This window comes from Paraburkholderia steynii (assembly GCF_900100565.1).
In the GTDB taxonomy this organism is placed as follows: domain Bacteria; phylum Pseudomonadota; class Gammaproteobacteria; order Burkholderiales; family Burkholderiaceae; genus Paraburkholderia; species Paraburkholderia terrae.
In genome coordinates, this window is sequence record NZ_FNDI01000001.1 from 614,792 (window position 1) to 637,037 (window position 22,246).

Sequence of the window (22,246 nt, forward strand, 5' to 3'; positions counted from 1 at the left end):
GCATGTTCGGTCATCCTCGAGAAGGCCGCTGTTGTTTACTTGCCCTTCTTCGCGTTGGCCGAGACCTTATGGCGGCTAGTGGTATCAGCCTTCGACGCCTTGCCGGCCGCTTCCGTCGAAACCTTCGTCACCTTGCCTTTCGCTGCGGCGGGCTTGGCAACCGGCTCCGACACCTTCACCACGCCAGTCTGGCCGCGGCCTCGTTTCTTATCGTAGCGCGATTCGGACCGCGTGTCTGCGACCTGGGCGCTGGCCTTCTCGACACCGCCGCCGACGGGCACCGTCGCCAGCTTCTGCGGACCCGGCTCACTCGGCATCGCCTTGCCGACAGGAACGTGCAGCACGACGACCTGGCCCGGCATCACGAGATCGCGCTTCGTGCGGTTCCAAGCCTTCAACTGACCAATCGATACGTCGTAACGGTCGGCGATCATCGCCATCGACTGCTTGCGGCGCACGCGGATCAGCATCTTGCGTGTGTCGGGTACGTCCGGCTCGATCGCGAGCACCGCGCTTTCGGCGACGTCGGCGCTGATGTCTTCGTCGTCGTCATCGGCGCGCGGCACGACGATCGTCGAGCCCGGCTTCAGGCGCATGCCGGCGGGAATCTTGTTGACGGCCATCAGCGTGTCGGGATCGACGCCGATCTTCTCGGCAATCGCGGCCGGACGCGAGCGCTCGGTGACCGTATAGGTCGTCCACGACGACAGCGAACCCGTGTACGACTTCAGATTGCGCTCGAATGCGCTGGCGTTGTCGAACGGCAGCAGGATTTGCGGCTGCGTCGCGCCCAGAATCACCGGCTTCTTGAACGACGGATTAAGCGAACGGAATTCGTCCGGTGTCATGTTCGCGAGCTTCGCCGCGGTGTCGACGTCGATATCGTGCGAAGTCGTGACCGTTACGAAGTACGGGTGGTTCGGAATGGACGGCAGCGCGAGCCCATAGACCTGCGGGTTCATCACGATGTTCTTGACGGCCTGCAGCTTCGGCACGTAATTGCGCGTTTCCATCGGCATGCGCAGGCTCTGATAGTCCGTCGGCAGACCGGCCGCCTCATTACGCGCGATCGCGCGCTGCACGTTGCCCTCACCCCAGTTATACGCGGCGAGCGCCAGATACCAGTCGCCGAACATATCGTGCAGACGCGACAGGTAGTCGAGCGCGGCGCTGGTCGACGCGAGCACGTCGCGGCGCTCGTCCTGCCACATGTTCTGCTTGAGGTTGTACGTGCGGCCCGTGCCGGGCACGAACTGCCACATGCCCGCCGCCTTCGCGACCGACAACGCCTGCGGGTTATACGCGGATTCGATGAACGGCAGCAGCGCCAGCTCGGTCGGCATATGGCGCGCTTCCAGTTCTTCGACGATGTGATACAGGTACTTCTGCGATCGTTCGGTCATGCGCTGGACGTAGTCCGGGCGTTGCGCATACCAGTTGACCTGCATGTCGACGAGGTCGGTCTGCAGGTCGGGCATCTGAAAACCACGGCGGATACGGCCCCAGAGATCGCTGTCCGCGCTCGTCAACTGATCGACGGAACCCTGGTCGACGTTGATCGTTTCTTTGGCGGTGGCAGTCTTGCGAAGGGCGTCGGCTACGGCTTGCTGGCTAGCGGGATCGGAAGCAGTGGAAAGGCTGTTCGTTGCTGGCCCTTGACTCGCGCAGGCGGCGAGCGTCAGGACCAACAACGCGCTGAAGATAAATCTCATGAACGTCTCGGCTTCCAAAGGGGCTGGAATTTGCAGCCGATAGTACGAAAGACCGCCCTTTCCGTCAATCAGAATAATGTGAAAAACGTAGCCAAATCTGAGGCTTGGCGTTTGTTTCTACGATTGGGATGAGCATGCCCCCATAGTTTACCTGGTCAGCGGAACCTGTTCTTCCATTCCCGCATCAACGTGAAAGCGGCCAACCGATCCGGCACCGATTCATGCAACTGCTCGGCGAGCGTCGCTTGAACAGACCGCTCGCCCGCGCGCAAGAACGGGTTGACGGCGCGCTCGTGGGCGATCGTCGTGGGTAGCGTCGGCACTTGGCGCGCGCGCAAATCCGTCGCTTCGTCGCGCCAGGCTTGTAGCTTTGCATTGTCCGGCTCGCACGCGAGCGCGAAGCGGATGTTCGACAGGGTGTATTCGTGCGCGCAATGCACTTCCGTTTCACCGGGCAAGCCGGCGAGCGCATCGAGCGAATTCAGCATCTGCGCGGGCGTTCCTTCGAACAGCCGGCCGCACCCGCAGGCGAACAGCGTGTCGCCGCAGAACACGTGCGGCGTGCCGCGCGAATCGGCTGCCTGGAAATACGCGATATGGCCGCTCGTGTGACCGGGCACATCGAGAATGGTGAAATCGAGCGCGGGCGCCACGATGCGCACCTCATCGCCCTGTTTGAGGCGCTCCGTCAGGTACGGAATCGCTTCTCCGGCGGGCCCATAGACGGGCACAACCTGGCCATCCAGCAGATCGGCCACTCCGCCGACGTGGTCGGCATGATGGTGCGTGAGTAAAATAGCGCTCAGCCGCCATCCCCGTTTTGCCAGATAAGCCTTCACCGGGGCGGCGTCGCCCGGATCGACGACGACGGCGTGATGGCCGTCCGACACGACCCAGATGTAATTGTCATCAAACGCCGGGACAGGTACGTACTCGAGCGAATTCATAGGCGACGCATTCTTCAACATGTCTGACCGATCGATTATAGACTGGCCTGCCTGGACCACATCCCCTCCCGGGCACTATGTGCTGGAGTGGGAGCAGGCGCAGCTCGACCGCGTCGTGTCCGACGTATTCGGCTATCACGCGCTCCAGTTGGGTCTGCCGCAACTCGACGCGCTCCGCGAGAACCGCATGCCCTGCCGCGGCCTCGTGCTCGACGCCGAGAGCGGCGCGAGCGCGCCGTACACGTTTCCGCGCGGCGTCGCGGGAGGGCTGCCCGAGCGACACGCGCCGTCCGGACGCAGCGCCGTCTGGTGCGACCTGCTCGATCTTCCGTTCGAGGCGCAAAGCGTCGATCTGATCGTGATGCCGCACACGCTGGAGTTCACACGCGATCCGCACCGGCTGCTGCGCGAAGCCGAGCGCGTGCTGATGCCCGAAGGCCAATTGATCATTCTCGGCTTCAATTCGCTGTCGCTATGGGGCGCGCGGCAATCGGTCGGCAAGGTCACGGGGCGGCCGTTCGTGCCCGCGGCGCATGATCTGATCGCGTTCACGCGCCTCAAGGACTGGATCAAGCTGCTCGGTTTCGACCTTGAACGCGGACGCTTCGGCTGCTATCGTCCGCCCCTCGTCGGCGAAAAATGGCTGTCGCGCTATGAATTCATGGAAGCCGCCGGCGACCGCTGGTGGCCGATTTTCGGCGCCGTCTACATGGTCACGGCGATCAAGCGCGTGCGCGGCATGCGCCTCATCGGTCCGCTGAAAGTCAAGAAGCCCGTGCTGGCCGCCGGCCTCGCGCCCGCTGCCACGCCCAACACCCGCAACAAGGCAAAATGAGTTCTGATCTGATCGAAATCTTCACCGACGGCGCCTGCAAGGGCAATCCCGGACCCGGTGGCTGGGGCGCACTGTTGCGCTACGGCGCGCAGGAGAAAGAACTGTTCGGCGGCGAAGCGAACACGACCAACAACCGCATGGAACTGATGGCCGTGATTGCCGCGCTCGAAGCGTTGAAGCGCCCATGCAAGGCGATCGTCCATACGGACTCGCAGTACGTGCAGAAAGGCATCAGCGAATGGATCCACGGCTGGAAGAAGAAAGGCTGGGTGACGGCCGCCAAGGCGCCCGTGAAAAACTCGGACCTCTGGAAGCGGCTCGATGCGCTCACGCAGCAGCATGAACTCGAGTGGCGCTGGGTCAAGGGGCATGCGGGGCATCCGGAGAACGAACGCGCGGACGCGCTCGCCAATCGCGGCGTGGCCTCGCTGACGCAGCTTTGATCTTCACCAGCGCATTTAAGAACGCTCCATTCTTTTCACGCATCAACACAGACAGGCAACACCGACATGCGTCAAATCATCCTCGATACGGAAACGACAGGACTGAATGCGAAGAGCGGCGACCGGATCATCGAAATCGGCTGCGTCGAGCTGGTGAACCGTCGGCTGACGGGCAACAACCTGCACTTCTACGTCAATCCCGAGCGCGACAGCGATCCGGGCGCGCTGGCCGTACACGGACTGACGACGGAATTCCTGCGCGACAAGCCCAAATTCGCGGAGATCGCCGACGCGCTGCGCGATTTCGTCACGGACGCGGAGCTCATCATTCACAACGCGCCCTTCGACATTGGCTTTCTCAACGCCGAGTTCTCGCTGCTGGGGTTGCCGCCGTTCACTGAACATTGCGGCGAGGTGATCGACACGCTTGTGCGCGCAAAGTCGATGTTCCCGGGCAAGCGCAATTCGCTCGACGCGCTGTGCGACCGCTTCGGCATCAGCAACGCGCACCGCACGCTGCACGGCGCACTGCTCGACTCGGAACTGCTCGCCGAGGTGTACCTCGCGATGACGCGCGGTCAGGAAAGCCTCGTGATCGACATGATCGGCGAGGCGGCAGCGGGCCATGCAGGCGGCGCGAAGCGCGTGAAGCTCGACACGCTCGAACTCGTCGTGCTGACGGCGACGGACGACGAAGTGGCCGAACACGAAGCACTGCTCGATGGTCTCGACAAATCGGTGAAGGGAACGAGCGTGTGGCGCACCCAAGCGGCTGCCGAAGATGTCTCCGCGACAGCGGATGCGCAAATCGCTTAAAAAGTACTTGTCGAAGTTCAAAGGAGCTGACATAATGCACAGCTCTTCGGGTGGTTAGCTCAGCGGTAGAGCACTGCCTTCACACGGCAGGGGTCACTGGTTCGATCCCAGTACTACCCACCAGAATTTAGGGTAGAAATTCCCGAAGAATCAAAGGCTTACGGCTAACCCCCGTAAGCCTTTTTCATTTCCGCGAACCTCATAAAGTCCCTTCCCGCGTCCCTTCGAGTCCCTCTGGAGTCCCTCGTGCGCGTCCCGCGTTGCGGCCCGGACCCCACGCCCAGACCTGGCTCTATTATACTTGGTACGGCAGTTTCCTTTCATTGTTCTTACAGCCCCTGCGGCCCTCATCCGAGTCCCTAGCGCACAGGCTAGAACGCGGCAAACGGAACGCTGTTCTAGTGTCGAACACACGCGCCTGTGGCCCGAACACAAGGTAGAGAACGGAGCGCCTAGGTGCGGACGGTGTTCCGCGCCCTTCCCGCGCTATCGGGACCAATCCGCGAGCCGAACCGGACATGTTTAAACACTGTGCATGGGTTCGCGCGTCTAGCTTTAGCCCGGACGGGGAATCTAGCGGAACGCCTATCACGGACAAACGCCGCCACGCCGCATGCAGCACCCTGGAGAGTCCTCCATCCTGCCGCAACAGTCCCGGCCGCATTCCTCTTCAAATTTTCTTGACTAAACTTATTCTTAACCTTAATCTACAAACAAGAATGAGGTTAAGCTTATGAGGAAGCCATGCACGTGATAAAGATTGATGATGAGGTCTATTCCCTACTTCAAGCGAACGCGAAGCCTTTCGTGGATACCGAGAATTCCACCTTGCGGCGCATGCTTGGACTGGATAGGCCTACGCAAGGAACTAGGCCAGACAGCACCATTGCGATGCGCAACACGACGGTAACTGCAATTACCGGAAACGCAGCCATGGAAAATAACGCTGGGGACGCGTCAGAGAAGATTGGCGAGAAGATACCTGCCACTGACCCGACAATCGACGACCTGCTTGCCGAAATAGACGCGATGCCTAATCCAATTAATCGAACGAAAGCGCCAAAGGCCGATCTTTTAAAACTGGTACGCTCCGGCCGACTTCAGGACAGGGAACTGCTTTATCTGGTCGATTATCAAAATACCCGCGTCAAGAATTATCAAGCGAGCGTGGATGGGAAAGATCTTCAATTCGAAGGAAGGACGTTTTCCATGAGCAGCCTTGCAAGGGAGTTGCTCCAAAAGGAAGGCTATATGAGTGATTCGGTTCGCGGCCCCTCACACTGGGCGAAGGCAAACGGCACAACGATCACTGAATTATGGGAAGACTTCCTTTCGAAACAAAGGAAAAGCTAACTGAGGATGGCGCGGTGATTTATTGATTCGGGATAACCTCGTCTTGCGTTACTGCCAGGGGTCACTGGTTCGATCCCAGTACTACCCACCAGAATTTCTGGTGTTGGTAAAGACGAACACCGAAGAATAGAGGGCTTAGGTTTAACGACCTAAGCCCTTTTTCATTTTCTGCGCTCCGCTCTGTTGCCCGCTTCGTCCCTCACGCGTCCCCTCGGTTCTGTGTTCGGCTGGTTGAGTTCATCTTGATCCGGATTACCCGGGTGCGGCTCTTGTTTCGTTACCACCAAGATAGGCGCAGCGCACAGCGTGGCCTGCTGCCGACTAAATGCGCAGGTCCTCCCGCCGATTTCCACACTCGCGCGCCTTCGAGCTTCGCCATGCAGCGGATGGTCTTCAACCAATGGATTGTCAGGTTCCAGCACAACGCGGGTTCGCTTCGTCGAGGCGAGCGCGCCGGCTTCGACCTCGACGCCGCCTCCTGTACACCATAGGAAGCCGGGATCGGCAAGGGCGTGCTCGCGTGGCAGTGGTGCCGCATTAGCCCGCACTGAAAGCCATCCGTCGACGACTACGCGCCAATGCCGCGCGCCATGCCCGACGCGGCGAACACCATCACGACCAGCAGAATGGATTGCCAGTGCCCCGTTCGGGCAAATCGGCGGGCGCGGGCGAGATCCGGCGTCTCGCCGTTTCTGACGGCGAGACGCCAGCGGATCAAGGTCATCATCGGCGCGATCTCAAAAGCGAGGATCAGCACGAGCGCCGCCATCTTCACGTGAAAGAGCGGCTCGTGCAGGTAGTAGTCCGCGCCCTTCTCAAAGCCACCGAACACGCGCATCAAGCCAGTGACGATCAGAACGACGGCCGTGATGCCCCAGACATTGTCCGCGACGAAGACGCGTTGCAGACCAGCCGGACCGGACAGCCGGCGCAGCCCGCGCGTGCGCCCGATGATCGCGGCGAGCGCGAAGCCATAACCCAGCAGATGGACAGCGGCCAGCAACCAGCGGATCAACATGGACACCTCCATGAACGATACAAAGCGGTTGGCGCTTCAGGCCCATGTCGGGCCGAGGGTGCCGGGTCGCGAGGACCGCACCCGGAAAGTAAATTCAGGCTTGGCGCAGACTCGCGTCGAGCGCTCGCGCTGCGACGCGATCGCCTTCCGTTGAGAGCGGCGTCCTGAACACGGTCTGCCGGTTGTGGCCTGCGGCAGCAGGCGAATCCCACATCAACTCGACTTTCGGACGGCGCAGCAAGCCACCGACACCCGCACGCTCGAGCGTCGCGTGCCCGTTCGAAATGGGTGGCATGGTCGCCGGCTGCGCGCCCGACAGATCGACGGCCTGTGCCGCGCGCGGCATACCGGCCGCGCGCTCAGTCCCGTCGTGCCAGCGCAACGACAACTCGCGTGCGTCGTACTGGCCGAGCTTGCGGCTTTCAGCCCATACGATGGCGGTACGGGTGACGGCATCGATCGAAATGGCAAAACGGCCGATCGCAAAGCGGCGCGCAGCGATATTCGTGCGCCACAGCGCCCGCGGACGGCAGATCCACACGACCACGGCGTACAGCGTCGGCGCTGCAAGCAGCCAGCCGTTGGTCGCGGCGACCGTGTTGAACGCGCGCCGCCAGCCGGCCGCCCAGACGAACGCGCCCACCGACCAGACCGCGAACAGCAAGCCCAGGAACGCAAACACGCGCAGCGCCTGACGCAACCATTGCGGCAACGGATGGAACGGCCGCTCGGCGCGCGCCTTCGCGCCCGGCAGGAAGATCAGCAGAAAGAGAAAGACGAGATTGATGCACGCCCATGGCGACGAGGCCATCGCCTGCAGTGCCGTCAGCGGGTCCATCTCACCCATCGAGAAGAGCCAGCGCGCCAGTATCACGAGACCGATGGCGCGAAGCGCGAACATCGTGCCGGCGCCGGGCGCCGCGCTCGCACGCGTCTGTTTCGTTCTCGCCAAAGCTATCTCCTCATATCGACCGGCTGCGCCGGATTTGCGGCACGGCCATTATAGGGATATTACCGATTCGTCTCACGGTTACAGGACCACGAACGCACACTTTCGGTACATTCCGCGCGCGTTTCGCATCGGCGTGCAGCGCAAATGCAACAACGCCCCGCATGTTCGACACATGCGGGGCGTTGTCGGCCCATCCAACGGACCGCGCAGGAGTTAAACAACCCTCTCGCGGCCTGCTTCGACGGAGATCAGCCTGCGTTGACTTCGCGCAGCACCGTGCGGCGCTTTGCGTGCAGCAGTTCTTCGTAGGTCTTCAGGTAGTTCTGAGCCATCACCTTCGACGTGAAGCGCGATTCGAACGCCTTGCGCACTTGCGCGCGCGGCAGCTGGTCGAGACGCTTGAGCGCGGCAACAGCGCTGATTTCGTCTTCGACGACAAAGCCCGACACGCCGTTTTCGATCACTTCCGGCACCGAGCCGCGCTTGAACGCGATCACAGGCGTGCCGCAAGCCATCGCCTCGATCATCACCAGACCGAAGGGCTCCGGCCAGTCGATCGGGAACACCAGTGCATGCGCGTTGCCGAGGAACTCACGCTTTTCGGCTTCGCCGATTTCGCCGATGTACTCGACGTGCGGCAGCGCCATCAGCGGCTTGATCACTTCTTCGTAATAGGCGCGGTCGGCCTTGTCAATCTTGGCGGCGACCTTGAGCTTCATGCCAGCCTGGCCGGCGATGCGGATCGCGCGGTCGAGGCCCTTCTCCGGCGAGACGCGGCCGAGAAATGCGAGGTAGCCCGGCTCGACGTTGGGGATCGGCGTGAGCACGTTTTCCGGCAGACCGTGATAGACCGTCGACAGCCAGTGAGCCTGTTGCAGCGGCTGGCGCTGGTTGTCCGAGATCGACACGACGGGCACGTCGCTGAACGTGTTGAAGACCGGCTGCAGTTCGGGCAGATCGAGACGGCCGTGCATGGTCGTCAGGAACGGCACCGGCTGGCGCGCGAACAGCGAGAACGGGTAGTAGTCGATGTGGAAATGCAGCACGTCGAATTCTTCCGCGCGGCGGCGGACTTCTTCGAGCAGCAGCATGTGCGGCGCCATCACGTCGCGAATGGTCGGGTCCAGACGCAACGCCTGCGGCCAGAAAGCTTCGAGCTTCGCGGAGGTTTGCGAATCGCCACTGGCAAAAAGCGTCACGTCATGTCCCAGCTCGACGAGCGCTTCCGTCAGGTACGACACGACGCGTTCCGTGCCGCCATAGAGCTTGGGAGGAACCGCCTCGTGCAAGGGAGCGATTTGAGCGATTCGCATAGGGAGAACTCCTCGTAAAAAATCAGGCAAAAAGACTGCAGTTTGGAAAAAGCGACTTCGCTTGCTCGCCAGGGCGCCCGGTTCGGCATGCAGCCTGAAGCTGCACCGGACACGAGCCTGATTCTTTCGAGAAATTCCTGCGATGGATCGCTTGGTAAGACGCCAGCTTGGTCGATGTCAAAGTCTGTGCTCAAAGCCATAAACGCGGCTAACGAACGAACGTTGACAAACTGTCAGTTTTTTCCTGACGCGACCGAGCATGCATTATCGATGCCTGTCTCGCGGACCGGCCCCTACATTTCAAAGTCTTTACGTTGTTACAAACGCGAAACACTTCGCAAACCCTTGTTTTCTCAAGGTGTTTTACAGTGGGAGCCCTGCTTCGGCACTGGCGTCGCAAGCCGTTCGACCGCGGTCATCGTTGACCCGTCTGCGACGGCTGGAACTCAATCAAATTCCGCCTCGCCGGCTCGTATGCAATCTGTAATTATATCTCGAAAATTCACGGCGCTGTCGTGAACCCCTTGCCCGCTCGCGGGTCAAGGCTGGGAAACCTTACCGGTACGTGTCGCGAAAATAATCGCGCCCCCATTGGCTGTACCGCCATGCGAAATGGCTTTTGCATGTTTACAATGCGAGGCCTACGCTGGTGTTACGGGCCGTTCCCAGGCACGGCCGTTGCACGACCTGAACCCGTTTCAGACGTCTCAAACCGACACTGACAGACCAAACGAACAATTGGAACATCTGACCATTGCCCAGCGAAACGCCCATAACGCAAAGCTTGCGAGCTATGCGCACCGGCCGCTTGCGTTCCTTTTCCGCTTTATCCGCCGCCATCCGGTCGCTCATCTGATCGTGCTGGGTAGCGTGTTCGCGGCCGTGGGCTGTGCGCTCGCTTCGCAATACGCGATCAAACATCTGATCGACGTGCTCGGCGCGGGCCGCCATCATCCGGGGCCGCTGTGGGGCGCGTTCGCGATCCTGGTCGGCCTGATCGCCGCCGACAACCTGTTGTGGCGCGTCGGCGGCTGGGTCGCCGCGCATACGTTCGTGGCCGTCACGGGCGATCTTCGTAAAGACCTGTTCCAGTATCTGACGGGCCACTCGCCGACCTATTACGCGGAGAAACAACCGGGCACGCTGGCGAGCCGGATCACGGCGACGTCGAACGCCGTCTATACAGCCGAAAACACGACTGCGTGGAACGTGCTGCCGCCATGCATCGCGGTGGTCGGCGCGATCGTGATGATCACCGCCGTCAATCCGTTGATGGCGCTCGGCCTGCTGACCTGCTCGGCGATTCTGTCGGTCGTGCTGTTCAAGCTGGCTGGCCGTGGCTCGGCTCGCCATCACACCTTCGCGAGCAAGGCGGCCGCCGTCGACGGCGAACTCGTCGACGTGATCGGCAACATGGGCCTCGTGCGCGCGTTCGGCATGACGTTCCGCGAGCAGAAACGCTTCAGCGCGACCGTGAAGTCGGAAATGGTCGCGCGCCAGCAAAGCCTGCTGTATCTGGAGAAGCTGCGTCTGCTGCACGCGGTCATCACGGCGCTGCTGTCGGCGGGGCTGCTCGGCTGGGCGCTGTGGCTCTGGGATCAGGGCAAGGCGACCTCGGGCGACATCGTGCTGGTCAGCTCGCTTGGTTTTACGATCCTGCACGGCACGCGCGATCTGGCCGTCGCGCTCGTCGACGTGACGCAGCACGTCGCACGTCTCGCGGAAGCCGTTAAGACGCTGCTCGAGCCGCACGGCATGCCTGACCACAACGACGCCGTCGAACTCGTGCCGCAAGGCGGCCGCGTGACCTTCGACAAGGTGACGTTCGCGTATCCCAAACGCCGCCCGATTCTCGATCATTTCGATCTCGACATTCCGGCGGGCCAACGCGTGGGCCTGATCGGCAAGTCGGGCGCGGGCAAGTCGACCGTGCTCGCGCTGCTGCAACGCTTCTATGAAACCCAGGCCGGACGCATCCTGATCGACGGTCAGGATGTCTCGTCGATCTCGCAGGACAGCCTGCGCCACTCGATCGCGCTGGTGCCGCAGGACATCTCGCTGTTCCACCGCTCGGTCTATGAAAACATCGCGTACGGCCGGCCCGAAGCGACGCGCGACGAAGTGCTCGCCGCCGCGCGCGAAGCCCGCTGCTCGGACTTTATCGAGGCGATGCCGGAGGGCTTCGATACGATCGTCGGCGACCGCGGCGTGAAGCTGTCAGGTGGTCAACGTCAGCGCATCGCGATTGCGCGCGCGATCCTGAAGAACGCGCCGATCCTGCTGCTCGACGAAGCGACCTCCGCGCTCGACAGCGCGTCCGAGGAAGCGATCCAGAAAGCCCTCGACCGGCTGATGGTGGGCCGCACGGTGGTCGCGATCGCGCACCGCCTGTCGACGCTGCACAACTTCGACCGCATCATCGTGATGAGCGCGGGCAAGGTGATCGACGACGGTAGCCCCGAAGAACTGCGCAACCGTCCGGGCCTGTATCGCGACCTGCTGTCGAAGCAGTTCGGCAAGCATTCGACACTGCATGTCGGTGGCAAGAAGTTCGACGAGCAGCATGTTGCATAACGCGCTTCCGAACTGACACGCCATGAAAAAAGCCGCTTCGAAGAAGCGGCTTTTTCTTTTGCCACGACCGCGAGAAACCGATCAATCCTCAGCGGCTTCGCCCACCACCGGCTGCGCGCTCGGCATCTGCTGCAGGTCGCGCATGAAGTTATCGCGCCACACGGACACGTTGTTCTCGCGCAGTTGCACCATCATGTCGTTGTAGCGCGCCTTGCGTTCGGCAAGCGGCATCGAAAGCGCCGTGCCGAGCGCATCGGCCATGCCGTCGATATCGACGGGATTGACGATCAGCGCGCCCGTCAGCTCCTGGGCGGCGCCCGCGAAACGCGACAGCACCAGCACGCCGGGATCTTCCGGATCTTGCGCCGACACATACTCTTTCGCGACGAGATTCATCCCGTCGCGCAACGGCGTCACGTAGCCGACATGCGCAGTGCGAAACAGCGCCGCGAGCACGGGCCGTTCGTACTGTCGATGGATATATCGAATAGGAGTCCAGTCCAGCTCCGCAAAGCGGCCATTGATGCGCCCCGACTCGCCTTCGAGTTGCAGGCGGATTTCCTGGTACGCGTGCAGATCGGAACGCGTCGGCGGCGCGATCTGCAGGAACGACACCTTGTCGCGATACGAAGGCGAATGCTCGAGCAGCCGCTCGAACGCGCGAAATCGCTCGACCAGTCCCTTCGAATAATCGAGCCGGTCAACGCTCATGATCAGCTTGCGCGCGTGCAGCGTCGCTTCGATCGTGCGAACCGGCTTGTCGCCCTCGCCCGCTTTCGCCAGCTCGGCGATTTCGTCGGGATACACGCCGATCGGATAGGCTGCCGCACGCAGTGTGCGGCCGAACCCGTGTACCACCGTCGGCCCTTGCGCCGAGGCTTCGGTGGAACCGTCCGCCTCGTTGACGATGTAATCGCAGAACGCGCGCAGATCTGGCTTGGTCTGGAAGCCGAGCAGATCGAACGAACACAGCGCCTCGACCAGCGCGCGATGCGGCGGCACGGCGAGCAGCACCTGCGCCGCCGGAAACGGAATGTGCAGGAAGAAGCCGATGCGGTTCTTCACGCCCGCCGCGCGCAGCGCCTGCGCGAACGGAATCAGATGGTAGTCGTGGACCCAGATGACGTCATCGTCGCGCAGCAGCGGCACCAGCTTTTGCGCGAGCCAAGTATTGACGCGGCAATAGCCTTCGAAATCGTGCCGGTCATACTGCAGCAGATCGGGCCGGTAATGAAACGCGGGCCACAGCGTCGCGTTCGAGAAACCGCGGTAATACTGATCGTAATCGCGCCGTACGAGGCCGATGGTCGCGAACGTCACCGGGCCGCGCTCTTCGAGCTTGATCTGCGGCTGGCCGGAACCGAGCACGTCGCCGCTCCAGCCGAACCACATGCCGCCCGTTTCCTTCAACGCGTCGTAGACGCCGACGGCCAGGCCGCCCGCCGCGGGGCCGCCCTCCGAAATCGGCGCGACGCGGTTCGATACGATGATCAGTCGGCTCATGACGCGAGATTTCCGTGCTGAACAGGAGCGAGGCGCGGATGAACGGATGCCATCATGCCTTGCGCGCCGCCGCGACGATTTCCGACAGCCACGCGAGCAGCGCGCTCACCGAGCCGATGCGCGAGCGCGCGATCGTATCGCCGCCGCCGACCTTGATCGACAGACCACCCTTTTCGTTGACGACCACGAAGCCCTTCTCGTCAGTCAGATCGTCGCCCGCGAACACGGGCGTGCGGCCCGTGAACGGCGGCTCGTCCAGAAAGGCGCGCAGCGCGCGGCCTTTGTCGACGTCCTTCGGCTTGATTTCATAGACCATCTTGCCCGGCTGCAGCACATAGGCGCCCGGGTATTCAGCGACCAGCCGGGTCGTCGCTTCGCGCGCCACCGGTTCGCGGTCGGGCGCGTTGCGATAGTGCATCGCGAGCGCCGCGCCCTTGATTTCGAGCAGCATGCCGGGATTCGCGTTGACGACTTCAGCGAGCACCTGCTCCATGCGCAGCAGCCGGTCGTCGTTGAAGCCGATACGCTGCGTGTCGCCGTTCGCGTCGCGCCGCTCGGCGCCGTGCAGTCCGGCGATAGGCATATCGGGCATGCCGAGAAACTGGTCGATGCTGTCGATCCCGCGTCCCGACACGATCGCCACGGCGCCGTTCGTCAGACGCCGGAGTTCGGTGAGCAAGGCGATCGCCTCGGGTTGGACCAGCACGCCGTCGGGCGTCGGTGCCAGATCGACGAGCGTGCCGTCGAAATCGAAGAAAAATGCCGTCTCCGTCGGAGACAGAAAAGCCGGAAGTGCTTGCATCGGTGTACGTTGCCTCTCAGCCGCTTGCAGCCGGAAAAGTGTGCGCATCTTACCGCGCATCGGTCGTTTTTTCGAGAAAGTAAGTTTTCGTGCCGCGCGGGCGGGCGTTCCGGGCTGTCGCCCCGACGAACGGAATGCAAACTCCGCACGATCCGGCTACAGCCGGCTTTCAACGCGCTGCGGCATATTGACTCGCTTTTTCCCTCACAGGGCCACGGTACAACGATGCGTATGAAATTGCGATAGAGTCGCAACGGCGCCCGCCGTGGACATGGAATAGCATGGGCCGCCATCGAGTCATGCCAATCGCGGCGCTTGCATTACGCTGCGCCCTGTTCTGAATCGAGTCGTCGAAACTGCCTTTGTTCCCGAAAGCACTGGTGTCCATCTCCCGCTTCCTCGCTCCGCACGCTTCTACGTCAATGCGCGTCGCGGCGTTGAGCGTCGTGCTGTACGCGGCGCTCGGCAGCGCCGGATGCTCGCATCAAGGCGAACCGTGGCAGTTGACGGACGTGAGCGGCCATCTGCCCGACCTCGATTTCACGCTGACGGGCGACGACGGCCGGCCCGTCGCGGCGGATACGCTCAAGGGACGCGTGTCGCTCGTGTACTTCGGCTATACGCATTGCCCCGATGTGTGCCCGGAAACGATGGGGCGTCTGATGCAGGTCATCGGCAAGCTCGGGCCGGACGCGCAGAATGTTCGCATCCTGTTCGTCAGCGTCGATCCCGCGCGCGACACGCCCAGCGCGTTGCACGACTACGTCGGCGCATTCGATTCGCAGCACGCGTTCGGCCTGACGGGCACGGATGCACAGATCGAGCAGATGGCAAGGCATTACCGCGTTGCTTATCAGATGGAAAAGCGCGACCCGAACGGCAATTACGAGGTGACGCACAGTTCGGCCGTCTACATCTTCGACGCACGCAATCGCGCGCGCCTGCTCGCCACGGACCACGACTCGCCCGACGTCATCGCGCGAGACGTGCGCCGTATCATTGAAGACCAATCCTGATTTCTCACAGGTTCGCCATGACACAACAAATCAAAACACTTTCGAGGATTCACACGCTGGTTTGCGCCGTCGCTTTCGCGTTCGTCGCCACGGGCAGCATCGCCGCGCACGCTGCCGACAGCAAGCAGGCCATCGCCGTGCAGAACGCATGGGTCCGCTGGCTGCCGAACAATCTGCCCGCCGCCGCGTACGTCACGCTGACCAACTCGAGCGACAAGCCGATCGATCTCGTCGACGTGTCGAGCGCCGATTACGGCAGCGCGATGCTGCATCAGACAGTGTCGAATGGTTCGACGCAAAAAATGGTGATGGTCGACAAGCTGACGGTGCCGGCACACGGCCAGGCGTCGATCGCGCCGGGCGGCTATCACGTGATGCTCGAAGAAGCGAAGCGCAAGATCGCGCCGGGCGACACGGTGCATCTGAAGCTGCAGTTCTCCGACGGCGAAACGCTCGATGCGCCGTTCGCCGTCAAGTCGCCTTCGCAGACCAAGTAACGGCGGGTGATGAACCCGCGATGACTTCGCTCTACTGGCTCGAACCCTGGGAGCCGTCGCCGACCGTGGTGATCGTGATGCTGCTCGCCGCGCTGCTGTTCGCGCGCGGCGTGCGCAAGGCGAAGGTGTCGGTGGCGCGACAGTTGTCGTTCTGGTTCGGGCTGGCAGCGCTCTATGTCGCGCTTCACACACGGCTCGATTATTTCTTCGAGCATGAGTTCTTCATGCATCGCGCGCAGCATCTGGTGCTGCATCATCTCGGGCCGTTCTTCATCGCGCTGTCCTATCCCGGCGCGGCGCTGCGTGCGGGCATTCCATTCGCGTGGCGGCAACGCTACGTGCGGCCCGCGCTACAGACGCGTTACGCGCGCACGACGCTCGATGTTCTGTTTCATCCCGTCGTCGCCGTCGTTCTGTTCGTTGGACTGATCTATTTCTGGCTGCTCTCGCCGATTCACTTCGTCGCGATGCTCGACTGGCGGCTGTATCGCGTGATGAACTGGAGCATGGTGATCGACGGGTTGATGTTCTGGTGGCTCGTGCTCGATGCGCGGCCCGCGCCGCCCGCGCGGCTATCGCCCGGCAAACGCGTGCTGCTGGTCGTCGCTGCGATTCCGCCGCAGATCATGCTCGGCGCGTTCATCTTCTTTTCGCCGCGCGAACTCTATCCTGTCTATTCGATCTGCGGACGCGCATTCACATGGCTCAGTCCGATGCGCGATCAGCAGATCGGCGGACTGTTGCTATGGATTCCAGGTTCGATGATGAGCGTGATCGGCGCCGTGCTCGCGCTGCGTCACTGGATGAGACTGTCGGCTCGAGCGCGTCTGCGTGATGAGCGCCATGCGCATGTGCCTGCGTCTGAGCGAGCGCAGATCGTCGCGCACGCCGACCGTTGATCTGCATTCAGACGCAGCAAGAGCAAGCGTCAGGCAGAACGCATCCAGATATGCGGGATGCCGTCCTCTTCGTGTACGTCTGAAATCGGCTCGAAGCCGAACGCGCCATAGAACGGCTGCAGATGCGCCTGCGCATGCAGACGAATGGACGTGCGGGGCCACTGCGCATGGATATGGCCGAGCACCGTTTCGAGCATCGCGCTGCCGAGGCCTTGTCCGCGGAAATCGGCCGTCGTCAGCACGCGGCCGATGCGGATATCGGCGTCCTCGTTATCAGGCAGCAGCACGCGCAGATAGCCCGCCAGTTTCGCGCGCGTGCCGGACGGCTGCTGCGAGCCGTACGCGAACAGATGCCATGCGCCGATATCGAGTCCATCGACATCGCCATACAAGCAGTTCTGCTCGATCACGAAGACGGCTGCGCGAGCGGCGAGCATGTCGTAGACCTCGACGTTCGTCAGATCGTCGAAAGCCTTCCAGCGCCATTCGATAGAAGAAGTCTCTTTGCTTTGCATACGTTGCCGTCCAGTCGTGACGTTGCTCGGGCGCGAAACCACGCGCTGAAAAAAGAAAAGCCCCGAAATCTCGGGGCTTTTCTTTGCTTCTGGAGGCGCGAACCGGAGTCGAACCGGTCTAAACGGCTTTGCAGGCCGCTGCATAACCGCTTTGCTATCGCGCCAAAAGCGGACTACCGAACCGTACTTTGTTGCAGTTGCAACGGCTCGCAGATTTTGTGCGATGGCCTGAAAAACACGACATCACGGCCATCTGCGCTCGACGCTTCTACCGAAGCATCAAACAAAAAGGGAAGCTTGGCTTCCCCCTATGTGTGGAGCGGGAGACGAGTCTCGAACTCGCGACCTCAACCTTGGCAAGGTTGCGCTCTACCAACTGAGCTACTCCCGCATGAACCTGCGCTTTACTGCTTCACAACGCCCTGCTGACTGCTTGCTGCAAAACGCTGCTTCGAAATCTGGAGCGGGAGACGAGTCTCGAACTCGCGACCTCAACCTTGGCAAGGTTGCGCTCTACCAACTGAGCTACTCCCGCGTTTTGCTTCTACTGCTTCCTAGTGTTTCGCGCTGTTTATTAGCATCGCGTTCACCGGAGAAACGAGATTATGTAGAAGCCGCCGAATCGTGTCAACTCTTTTTGTACGAGAGATTGAAAAATCTACTGACACATCGCGCTGACGCCGCGACATCAACCGCTACGTCACGCCATACCACCGCGCTCGCGGATCTGCGGCCACGCAAGCTTCATGTAGTACAGCATCGACCAGATCGTGAGGAACGCGGCAAGATAGATGAGCCACAAACCCCACACGCGCGTGTCGATCGAGAACACGCCGAGCGATAACGGACCATAGAACAGCAGCATCGGAATCGCAGTCATCTGGCAGGCCGTCTTGAACTTGCCGAGCGAGTTCACCGCGACGCTCTTCGATGCGCCGATCTGCGCCATCCATTCGCGCAGTGCCGAAATCGCAATTTCGCGACCGACGATCACAAGCGCGATCGCCGAATCGAGACGCGACAACTGCACGAGCACGAGCAAGGCAGCTGTCACCATCAGCTTGTCGGCGACGGGATCGAGAAACGCACCGAACGCGGACGTCTGGTTCCACTTACGCGCGAGAAAGCCGTCGAACCAGTCGGTCAGCGCGGCGAGGATGAAAATCGTCGCGGCGGCCAGATTGCGGTGCGCCGGACTCAGCATCATGTCCGGCAAATAGAACACGCCCACGACGAGCGGAATCAACACAATCCGCAGCCACGTCAGGAAGATCGGGAAATTAAACGGCATGGGCAGGCGCTACGTTCTGAGATAAGAGATGCAATTGTGCCGCTTCACCGGGCGAGCCACAAGCAAGGCCCGGGCGCACGGCGCAGCGACATACGCAGATGTCGACGCGTTCAATGCAACTGACGATAAATCTGCTCGGCAAGCGCGCGCGAAATGCCCTCGACGCTCGCGAGGTCGTCGATACTCGCGGCCACCACGCCGCGCAAGCCCCCGAAGCGCGCCAGCAGCCGCTGACGCCGCTTCGCGCCGACGCCTTCCAGTTCCTCGAGCCGCGACGTCTGGCGCGTCTTGCCGCGCTTGGCGCGCATGCCCGTGATCGCGAAACGGTGCGCTTCGTCGCGGATCTGCGCGACCAGCATCAGCGCCGCGCTTTCCTTGCCGAGTTCGAGCGACGACCGGCCGTCCGCGAAGACGAGCGTCTCGAGGCCAACCTTACGCCCTTCTCCCTTTGCGACGCCAACCAGCATGCCGAGGTCCAGCCCGAGTTCGTTGAATACCTGGCGCGCGATCTCGACCTGCCCTTTGCCGCCGTCGATCAGCACGATGTTCGGCAACAGCCCGCCCGCGGCAACGGGTTCCGCGCCTTCCGGCGTAACGGCCGGATCGGCGGCGGCTTCGGGTTGCAGCTCGGCCGCTTCGTCGTTCGCGTTTGCCGCGGCCTGCGCGACCATCTTCTCGTAGCGCCGCGTGAGCACCTGACGCATGGCCGCGTAGTCGTCGCCAGGCGTAATGCCCGTGATGTTGTAACGCCGGTACTCGGACGACTGCATCTTGTGATGGTGATAAACGACGCACGACGCCTGCGTCGCTTCGCCCATCGTATGACTGATGTCGAAGCATTCGATGCGCAGATGCGCGAGGTCTTCGAATTCGAGCGACAACGTGTCGGTGAGCGCGCGCGTACGCGATTGCTGGGAGCCTTGCTCCGACAACAGCCGCGCGAGCGCGATCTTCGCGTTCTGCTCGGCCATCGCGAGCCAGGCGCGCTTCTGGCCTTGCGGCTGGCGCAACAGCGTGACCTTGTGGCCGGCCTGCTCGATTAGCAGATCGACGAGTTCGCGGCTCGCGGGCGCGTGGCTGACCACGAGCACGGGCGGCACGCGATTGCCCAGATAATGCTGGGCAATAAACGCTTCGAGCACTTCCGATTCGATGCCCAGCGTGCGGCGCGGCTTCTTGCCGGAGTCGGCATCTGCATCTGCATCTGCGCCAGTAGCGACTTCGGGTTCTTCGCTGCTTTCCTCCGGCGCGCCTTCGTCGACACTCACGACTTCATCGGACTCCTCGCCCAATTCCGCCTCGACATCGATCACTGTCGCAGGCTCAGCCCGCACGATTTCATCGCCATCGTCGAAACCGCCCTCTTCCGCTGTCAACGCGCTTTCGACATGCGTCGGGAAATACGCCTTGTCGCCAAGATGCCGGCCGCCGCGCACCATCGCGAGGTTCACGCACACGCGCCCGCCAAGCGCGACGACGGCCAGAATGTCGACGTCACTCTCGCCGCCCACTTCGATGGCCTGCTGATGCAGCACCGTCGACAGCGAGCTCATCTGATTGCGCACAGCCGCTGCCTGCTCGAACTTCAGTTCGCTGGCGAAAGCGTGCATCTTCTGCTCGAGCTCGTTCATCACTTCCGACTGCCGTCCGAGCAGGAAGCGCGACGCGTTCGACACATCGCGTGCGTAGTCCTCTTCGCTGATCGCGGCGACGCATGGGGCCGTGCATCGTCCGATCTGATGCAGCAAACACGGCCGCGTGCGGTTGTTGAACACCGAGTCTTCGCACGTGCGCAACTGGAATACGCGCTGCAGGATCTGAATGCTCTCACGCACTGCCCACGCGCTTGGAAACGGTCCGAAGTACTGGTTCTTCTTGTCGACCGAACCGCGGTAATACGCCATGCGCGGAAACTGATGGCCCGTGAGCTTCAGATACGGATATGACTTGTCGTCGCGAAACAGGATGTTGTAGCGCGGCGCCAAAGCCTTGATCAGATTGTTCTCGAGCAACAGCGCTTCGGCTTCGGAACGCGTGACCGTCGTTTCGATCTTCGCGATCCGCGTGACCATCATCGCGATGCGCGGCGACAGCAGCGTCTTCGTGAAGTAGCTCGACACGCGTTTCTTCAGATCGCGCGCCTTGCCCACGTACAGCACCGCGCCCTGTGCATCGTAATAGCGATAGACGCCCGGCATGTGCGGCAACTGGCGCAACACCTTCTTCGGGTCGAAGTCTTCGGCGACGACTTCGGGCACGCCGGGCTTCGCGACGGAACCGGCTGCGGGAGTGGGATCGGATCGGGTCATGCAGAATCGGATTGGACGCCGCGTACGCACGGCGCGTCATGTGGGTGATGTGCTTTAGAATCGCCAGTTTAGAACATTCCGCTCACGCCCGAACCCAGGCGCCGCCATCATGTCTTCCGCTCCCCCTCAAGCGTTGCAGCCGTCGACGATCGCGTGCGACATTTTCTGCGCGGTGATCGACAACTTCGGCGACATCGGCGTCTGTTGGCGGCTCGCGCGGCAGCTCGCGAGCGAGCATGGCTGGCAGGTACGCGTCTTCGTCGATGATCTGCATGCGTTTCACAAGCTCAATGCATCCGTCGATGTGAAAAGCGCGCGACAGACGGTGGACGGCATCGTCGTCGAGCACTGGCACGAACCGGCGCACGCTGGCGATACCCTGCAGGTGGCGGACGTCGTGATCGAAGCGTTCGCATGCGAGCTGCCGCACGTGTATGTGGAGGCGATGGCGCGGCGCGAGCGCGTGCCCGTCTGGTTCAACCTCGAGTATCTGAGCGGCGAGGACTGGGTCGCGGACTTTCATTTGCGGCCGTCGCCGCATCCGCGTCACGCGTTGAACAAAACGTTCTTCTTCCCGGGGCTCGGCAAGGGCACGGGCGGCGTGCTGAAGGAGCGCGATCTCGACACGCGCCGCGCCGCCTTCGAAGCGTCACCCGACGTGCGCGCCGCCTGGTGGCAAGCGACGACAGGCAGCGCGCCGCCATCCAGGGACGCCACCGTCGTCTCGCTGTTCGCCTACGAGAACCCTGCCGTCGACAGCCTGCTCGAGCAATGGCGCGACGCCGAACGCGAAGTCGTGCTGCTCGTGCCCGAAGGCCGCATTTCGGGCGCCGTTGCGCGGTTTTTCGGCCTGCCGTCGTTCGCGGGGGGCACGCATACGTCGCGCGGCAGCCTGCGCGCGCACGCGCTCGCGTTCACCGACCAGCCCGGCTACGACGAACTGCTGTGGGCGAGCGACATCAATTTCGTACGCGGCGAGGATTCGTTCGTGCGCGCGCAATGGGCCGCACGGCCGTTCGTCTGGCACATCTACCCGCAGGCCGATGACGCCCATCTGCCGAAGCTCGACGCCGCCCTCGCGCACTACGCGCACGGCCTTCCCGCCGCCGCCCGCGCTGCGCTCGGCCGTTTCTGGCATGCATGGAACGGCAACGGCACGCCCGACTGGACCGATCTGCAACGCCACCGTCAGCTGCTCGACGCACGCGCAGCCGACTGGGCTCGCGAACTCGCGTCGATCGGCGATCTCGCCGGAAATCTAGCCGGATTCGCAAAAAGTCAGTTAAAATAAGCGGTTATCCAACGGCCGACGACGCAAGCGCGGCACAGCGGCCAGACCGGCGGCGGATCGAAAGTCTGCCTTCACGGCTGTGTCAGCCAGTGTCACACGCGTACGCGCCCGCTTCGGGTAAAAGAAGCAGACGGACGAAGCACGGAACAAGGCGTCAGGG

19 protein-coding genes and 4 tRNA genes are annotated in these 22,246 nt (G+C 62.2%); 10 read left to right on the forward strand and 13 right to left on the reverse strand.

The window, feature by feature from the left end; all coding sequences use genetic code 11:
• Positions 1-35: 35 nt before the first annotated feature.
• Entirely contained in the window at positions 36-1,712 is a 1,677-nt protein-coding gene (locus BLT65_RS02690) for a transglycosylase SLT domain-containing protein (RefSeq protein WP_091774533.1), read from the reverse strand.
• 155 nt (positions 1,713-1,867) lie between these two features.
• Positions 1,868-2,659, reverse strand: coding sequence for a hydroxyacylglutathione hydrolase (gloB, locus tag BLT65_RS02695; protein ID WP_091774917.1), 792 nt, complete (start codon positions 2,657-2,659; stop codon positions 1,868-1,870).
• A gap of 19 nt (positions 2,660-2,678) precedes the next feature.
• On the opposite strand from gloB, the gene BLT65_RS02700 reads away from it, so the two are divergent.
• The 5 genes from BLT65_RS02700 to BLT65_RS02720 all read left to right on the forward strand — a co-directional run bounded on the left by BLT65_RS02700 (position 2,679) and on the right by BLT65_RS02720 (position 6,106).
• Positions 2,679-3,494, forward strand: coding sequence for a class I SAM-dependent methyltransferase (locus tag BLT65_RS02700; protein WP_091774535.1), 816 nt, complete (start codon positions 2,679-2,681; stop codon positions 3,492-3,494).
• Positions 3,491-3,937: a ribonuclease HI gene (rnhA, locus tag BLT65_RS02705; RefSeq protein WP_007748049.1), complete on the forward strand. Its 447-nt coding sequence runs from the start codon at positions 3,491-3,493 to the stop codon at positions 3,935-3,937. The genes BLT65_RS02700 and rnhA overlap by 4 nt, the downstream gene beginning before the upstream one ends.
• A gap of 66 nt (positions 3,938-4,003) precedes the next feature.
• Complete coding sequence (gene dnaQ, locus BLT65_RS02710) at positions 4,004-4,753, forward strand: DNA polymerase III subunit epsilon (protein ID WP_091774537.1); 750 nt, start codon at positions 4,004-4,006, stop codon at positions 4,751-4,753.
• A 48-nt stretch (positions 4,754-4,801) separates the two neighbouring features.
• A tRNA-Val gene (locus BLT65_RS02715) sits at positions 4,802-4,876 on the forward strand.
• A 627-nt stretch (positions 4,877-5,503) separates the two neighbouring features.
• Positions 5,504-6,106, forward strand: a complete 603-nt coding sequence (locus tag BLT65_RS02720; protein WP_143036473.1) for a hypothetical protein — start codon at positions 5,504-5,506, stop codon at positions 6,104-6,106.
• A 568-nt stretch (positions 6,107-6,674) separates the two neighbouring features.
• Here the strand turns inward: BLT65_RS02720 and BLT65_RS02725 are convergent.
• The 3 genes from BLT65_RS02725 to BLT65_RS02735 form a co-directional block, all read right to left on the reverse strand.
• Positions 6,675-7,124, reverse strand: a complete 450-nt coding sequence (locus BLT65_RS02725; protein ID WP_091774541.1) for a DUF2214 family protein — start codon at positions 7,122-7,124, stop codon at positions 6,675-6,677.
• 94 nt (positions 7,125-7,218) lie between these two features.
• Positions 7,219-8,076 carry a hypothetical protein gene (locus BLT65_RS02730; RefSeq protein WP_042306923.1) on the reverse strand — a complete coding sequence of 286 codons (858 nt, stop codon included), beginning with the start codon at positions 8,074-8,076 and terminating at the stop codon, positions 7,219-7,221.
• 248 nt (positions 8,077-8,324) lie between these two features.
• The gene (locus tag BLT65_RS02735) at positions 8,325-9,389 is read right to left on the reverse strand and encodes a glycosyltransferase family 4 protein (RefSeq protein WP_042306921.1); all 1,065 of its coding nucleotides are present in this window, start codon (positions 9,387-9,389) and stop codon (positions 8,325-8,327) included.
• Positions 9,390-10,127: 738 nt separating this feature from the next.
• On the opposite strand from BLT65_RS02735, the gene BLT65_RS02740 reads away from it, so the two are divergent.
• On the forward strand, positions 10,128-11,963 hold the full coding sequence (locus tag BLT65_RS02740) for an ABC transporter ATP-binding protein (RefSeq protein WP_042306919.1): 1,836 nt from the start codon (positions 10,128-10,130) through the stop codon (positions 11,961-11,963).
• 81 nt (positions 11,964-12,044) lie between these two features.
• Here BLT65_RS02740 and otsA read toward each other — a convergent pair whose 3' ends face one another.
• Together otsA and otsB are read right to left on the reverse strand one after the other, a co-directional pair.
• On the reverse strand, positions 12,045-13,466 hold the full coding sequence (otsA, locus tag BLT65_RS02745) for an alpha,alpha-trehalose-phosphate synthase (UDP-forming) (protein WP_091774543.1): 1,422 nt from the start codon (positions 13,464-13,466) through the stop codon (positions 12,045-12,047).
• Positions 13,467-13,518: 52 nt separating this feature from the next.
• Complete coding sequence (gene otsB / locus BLT65_RS02750; RefSeq protein ID WP_042306916.1) at positions 13,519-14,268, reverse strand: trehalose-phosphatase; 750 nt, start codon at positions 14,266-14,268, stop codon at positions 13,519-13,521.
• 422 nt (positions 14,269-14,690) lie between these two features.
• Here otsB and BLT65_RS02755 point away from each other — a divergent pair, with 422 nt between their 5' ends.
• From BLT65_RS02755 to BLT65_RS02765, 3 genes are read left to right on the forward strand one after another with little or no spacing between them, the layout of a single operon-like run.
• Complete coding sequence (locus BLT65_RS02755) at positions 14,691-15,284, forward strand: SCO family protein (protein ID WP_091774545.1); 594 nt, start codon at positions 14,691-14,693, stop codon at positions 15,282-15,284.
• A 17-nt stretch (positions 15,285-15,301) separates the two neighbouring features.
• Positions 15,302-15,781, forward strand: coding sequence for a copper chaperone PCu(A)C (locus BLT65_RS02760; RefSeq protein WP_091774547.1), 480 nt, complete (start codon positions 15,302-15,304; stop codon positions 15,779-15,781).
• Positions 15,782-15,801: 20 nt separating this feature from the next.
• The gene (locus BLT65_RS02765; RefSeq protein WP_091774549.1) at positions 15,802-16,680 is read left to right on the forward strand and encodes a cytochrome c oxidase assembly protein; all 879 of its coding nucleotides are present in this window, start codon (positions 15,802-15,804) and stop codon (positions 16,678-16,680) included.
• A 29-nt stretch (positions 16,681-16,709) separates the two neighbouring features.
• Here the strand turns inward: BLT65_RS02765 and BLT65_RS02770 are convergent, their stop codons facing one another.
• The 6 genes from BLT65_RS02770 to uvrC all read right to left on the reverse strand — a co-directional run bounded on the left by BLT65_RS02770 (position 16,710) and on the right by uvrC (position 20,795).
• Complete coding sequence (locus tag BLT65_RS02770) at positions 16,710-17,195, reverse strand: GNAT family N-acetyltransferase (protein WP_091774551.1); 486 nt, start codon at positions 17,193-17,195, stop codon at positions 16,710-16,712.
• Positions 17,196-17,285: 90 nt separating this feature from the next.
• Positions 17,286-17,359 (reverse strand) — tRNA-Cys (locus BLT65_RS02775).
• Between the two features lie 151 nt (positions 17,360-17,510).
• A tRNA-Gly gene (locus BLT65_RS02780) sits at positions 17,511-17,586 on the reverse strand.
• Between the two features lie 68 nt (positions 17,587-17,654).
• Positions 17,655-17,730, reverse strand: a tRNA-Gly gene (locus BLT65_RS02785).
• Positions 17,731-17,895: 165 nt separating this feature from the next.
• On the reverse strand, positions 17,896-18,486 hold the full coding sequence (gene pgsA, locus BLT65_RS02790) for a CDP-diacylglycerol--glycerol-3-phosphate 3-phosphatidyltransferase (protein ID WP_007741090.1): 591 nt from the start codon (positions 18,484-18,486) through the stop codon (positions 17,896-17,898).
• A 110-nt stretch (positions 18,487-18,596) separates the two neighbouring features.
• On the reverse strand, positions 18,597-20,795 hold the full coding sequence (gene uvrC / locus BLT65_RS02795) for an excinuclease ABC subunit UvrC (RefSeq protein WP_091774553.1): 2,199 nt from the start codon (positions 20,793-20,795) through the stop codon (positions 18,597-18,599).
• A gap of 109 nt (positions 20,796-20,904) precedes the next feature.
• Between uvrC and earP the strand changes: the two genes are divergently transcribed.
• On the forward strand, positions 20,905-22,086 hold the full coding sequence (gene earP, locus BLT65_RS02800) for an elongation factor P maturation arginine rhamnosyltransferase EarP (RefSeq protein WP_091774555.1): 1,182 nt from the start codon (positions 20,905-20,907) through the stop codon (positions 22,084-22,086).
• Positions 22,087-22,246 lie beyond the last annotated feature (160 nt).

Coding starts and splice junctions, on each gene's coding strand:
- BLT65_RS02690 (WP_091774533.1), bottom strand. CDS start 1,712: ATGAGATTTATCTTCAGCGCGTTGTTGGTCCTGACGCTCGCCGCCTGC.
- gloB (WP_091774917.1), bottom strand. CDS start 2,659: ATGAATTCGCTCGAGTACGTACCTGTCCCGGCGTTTGATGACAATTAC.
- BLT65_RS02700 (WP_091774535.1), top strand. CDS start 2,679: ATGTCTGACCGATCGATTATAGACTGGCCTGCCTGGACCACATCCCCT.
- rnhA (WP_007748049.1), top strand. CDS start 3,491: ATGAGTTCTGATCTGATCGAAATCTTCACCGACGGCGCCTGCAAGGGC.
- dnaQ (WP_091774537.1), top strand. CDS start 4,004: ATGCGTCAAATCATCCTCGATACGGAAACGACAGGACTGAATGCGAAG.
- BLT65_RS02725 (WP_091774541.1), bottom strand. CDS start 7,124: ATGTTGATCCGCTGGTTGCTGGCCGCTGTCCATCTGCTGGGTTATGGC.
- BLT65_RS02735 (WP_042306921.1), bottom strand. CDS start 9,389: ATGCGAATCGCTCAAATCGCTCCCTTGCACGAGGCGGTTCCTCCCAAG.
- otsA (WP_091774543.1), bottom strand. CDS start 13,466: ATGAGCCGACTGATCATCGTATCGAACCGCGTCGCGCCGATTTCGGAG.
- otsB (WP_042306916.1), bottom strand. CDS start 14,268: ATGCAAGCACTTCCGGCTTTTCTGTCTCCGACGGAGACGGCATTTTTC.
- BLT65_RS02755 (WP_091774545.1), top strand. CDS start 14,691: ATGCGCGTCGCGGCGTTGAGCGTCGTGCTGTACGCGGCGCTCGGCAGC.
- BLT65_RS02760 (WP_091774547.1), top strand. CDS start 15,302: ATGACACAACAAATCAAAACACTTTCGAGGATTCACACGCTGGTTTGC.
- BLT65_RS02765 (WP_091774549.1), top strand. CDS start 15,802: ATGACTTCGCTCTACTGGCTCGAACCCTGGGAGCCGTCGCCGACCGTG.
- BLT65_RS02770 (WP_091774551.1), bottom strand. CDS start 17,195: ATGCAAAGCAAAGAGACTTCTTCTATCGAATGGCGCTGGAAGGCTTTC.
- pgsA (WP_007741090.1), bottom strand. CDS start 18,486: ATGCCGTTTAATTTCCCGATCTTCCTGACGTGGCTGCGGATTGTGTTG.
- uvrC (WP_091774553.1), bottom strand. CDS start 20,795: ATGACCCGATCCGATCCCACTCCCGCAGCCGGTTCCGTCGCGAAGCCC.
- earP (WP_091774555.1), top strand. CDS start 20,905: ATGTCTTCCGCTCCCCCTCAAGCGTTGCAGCCGTCGACGATCGCGTGC.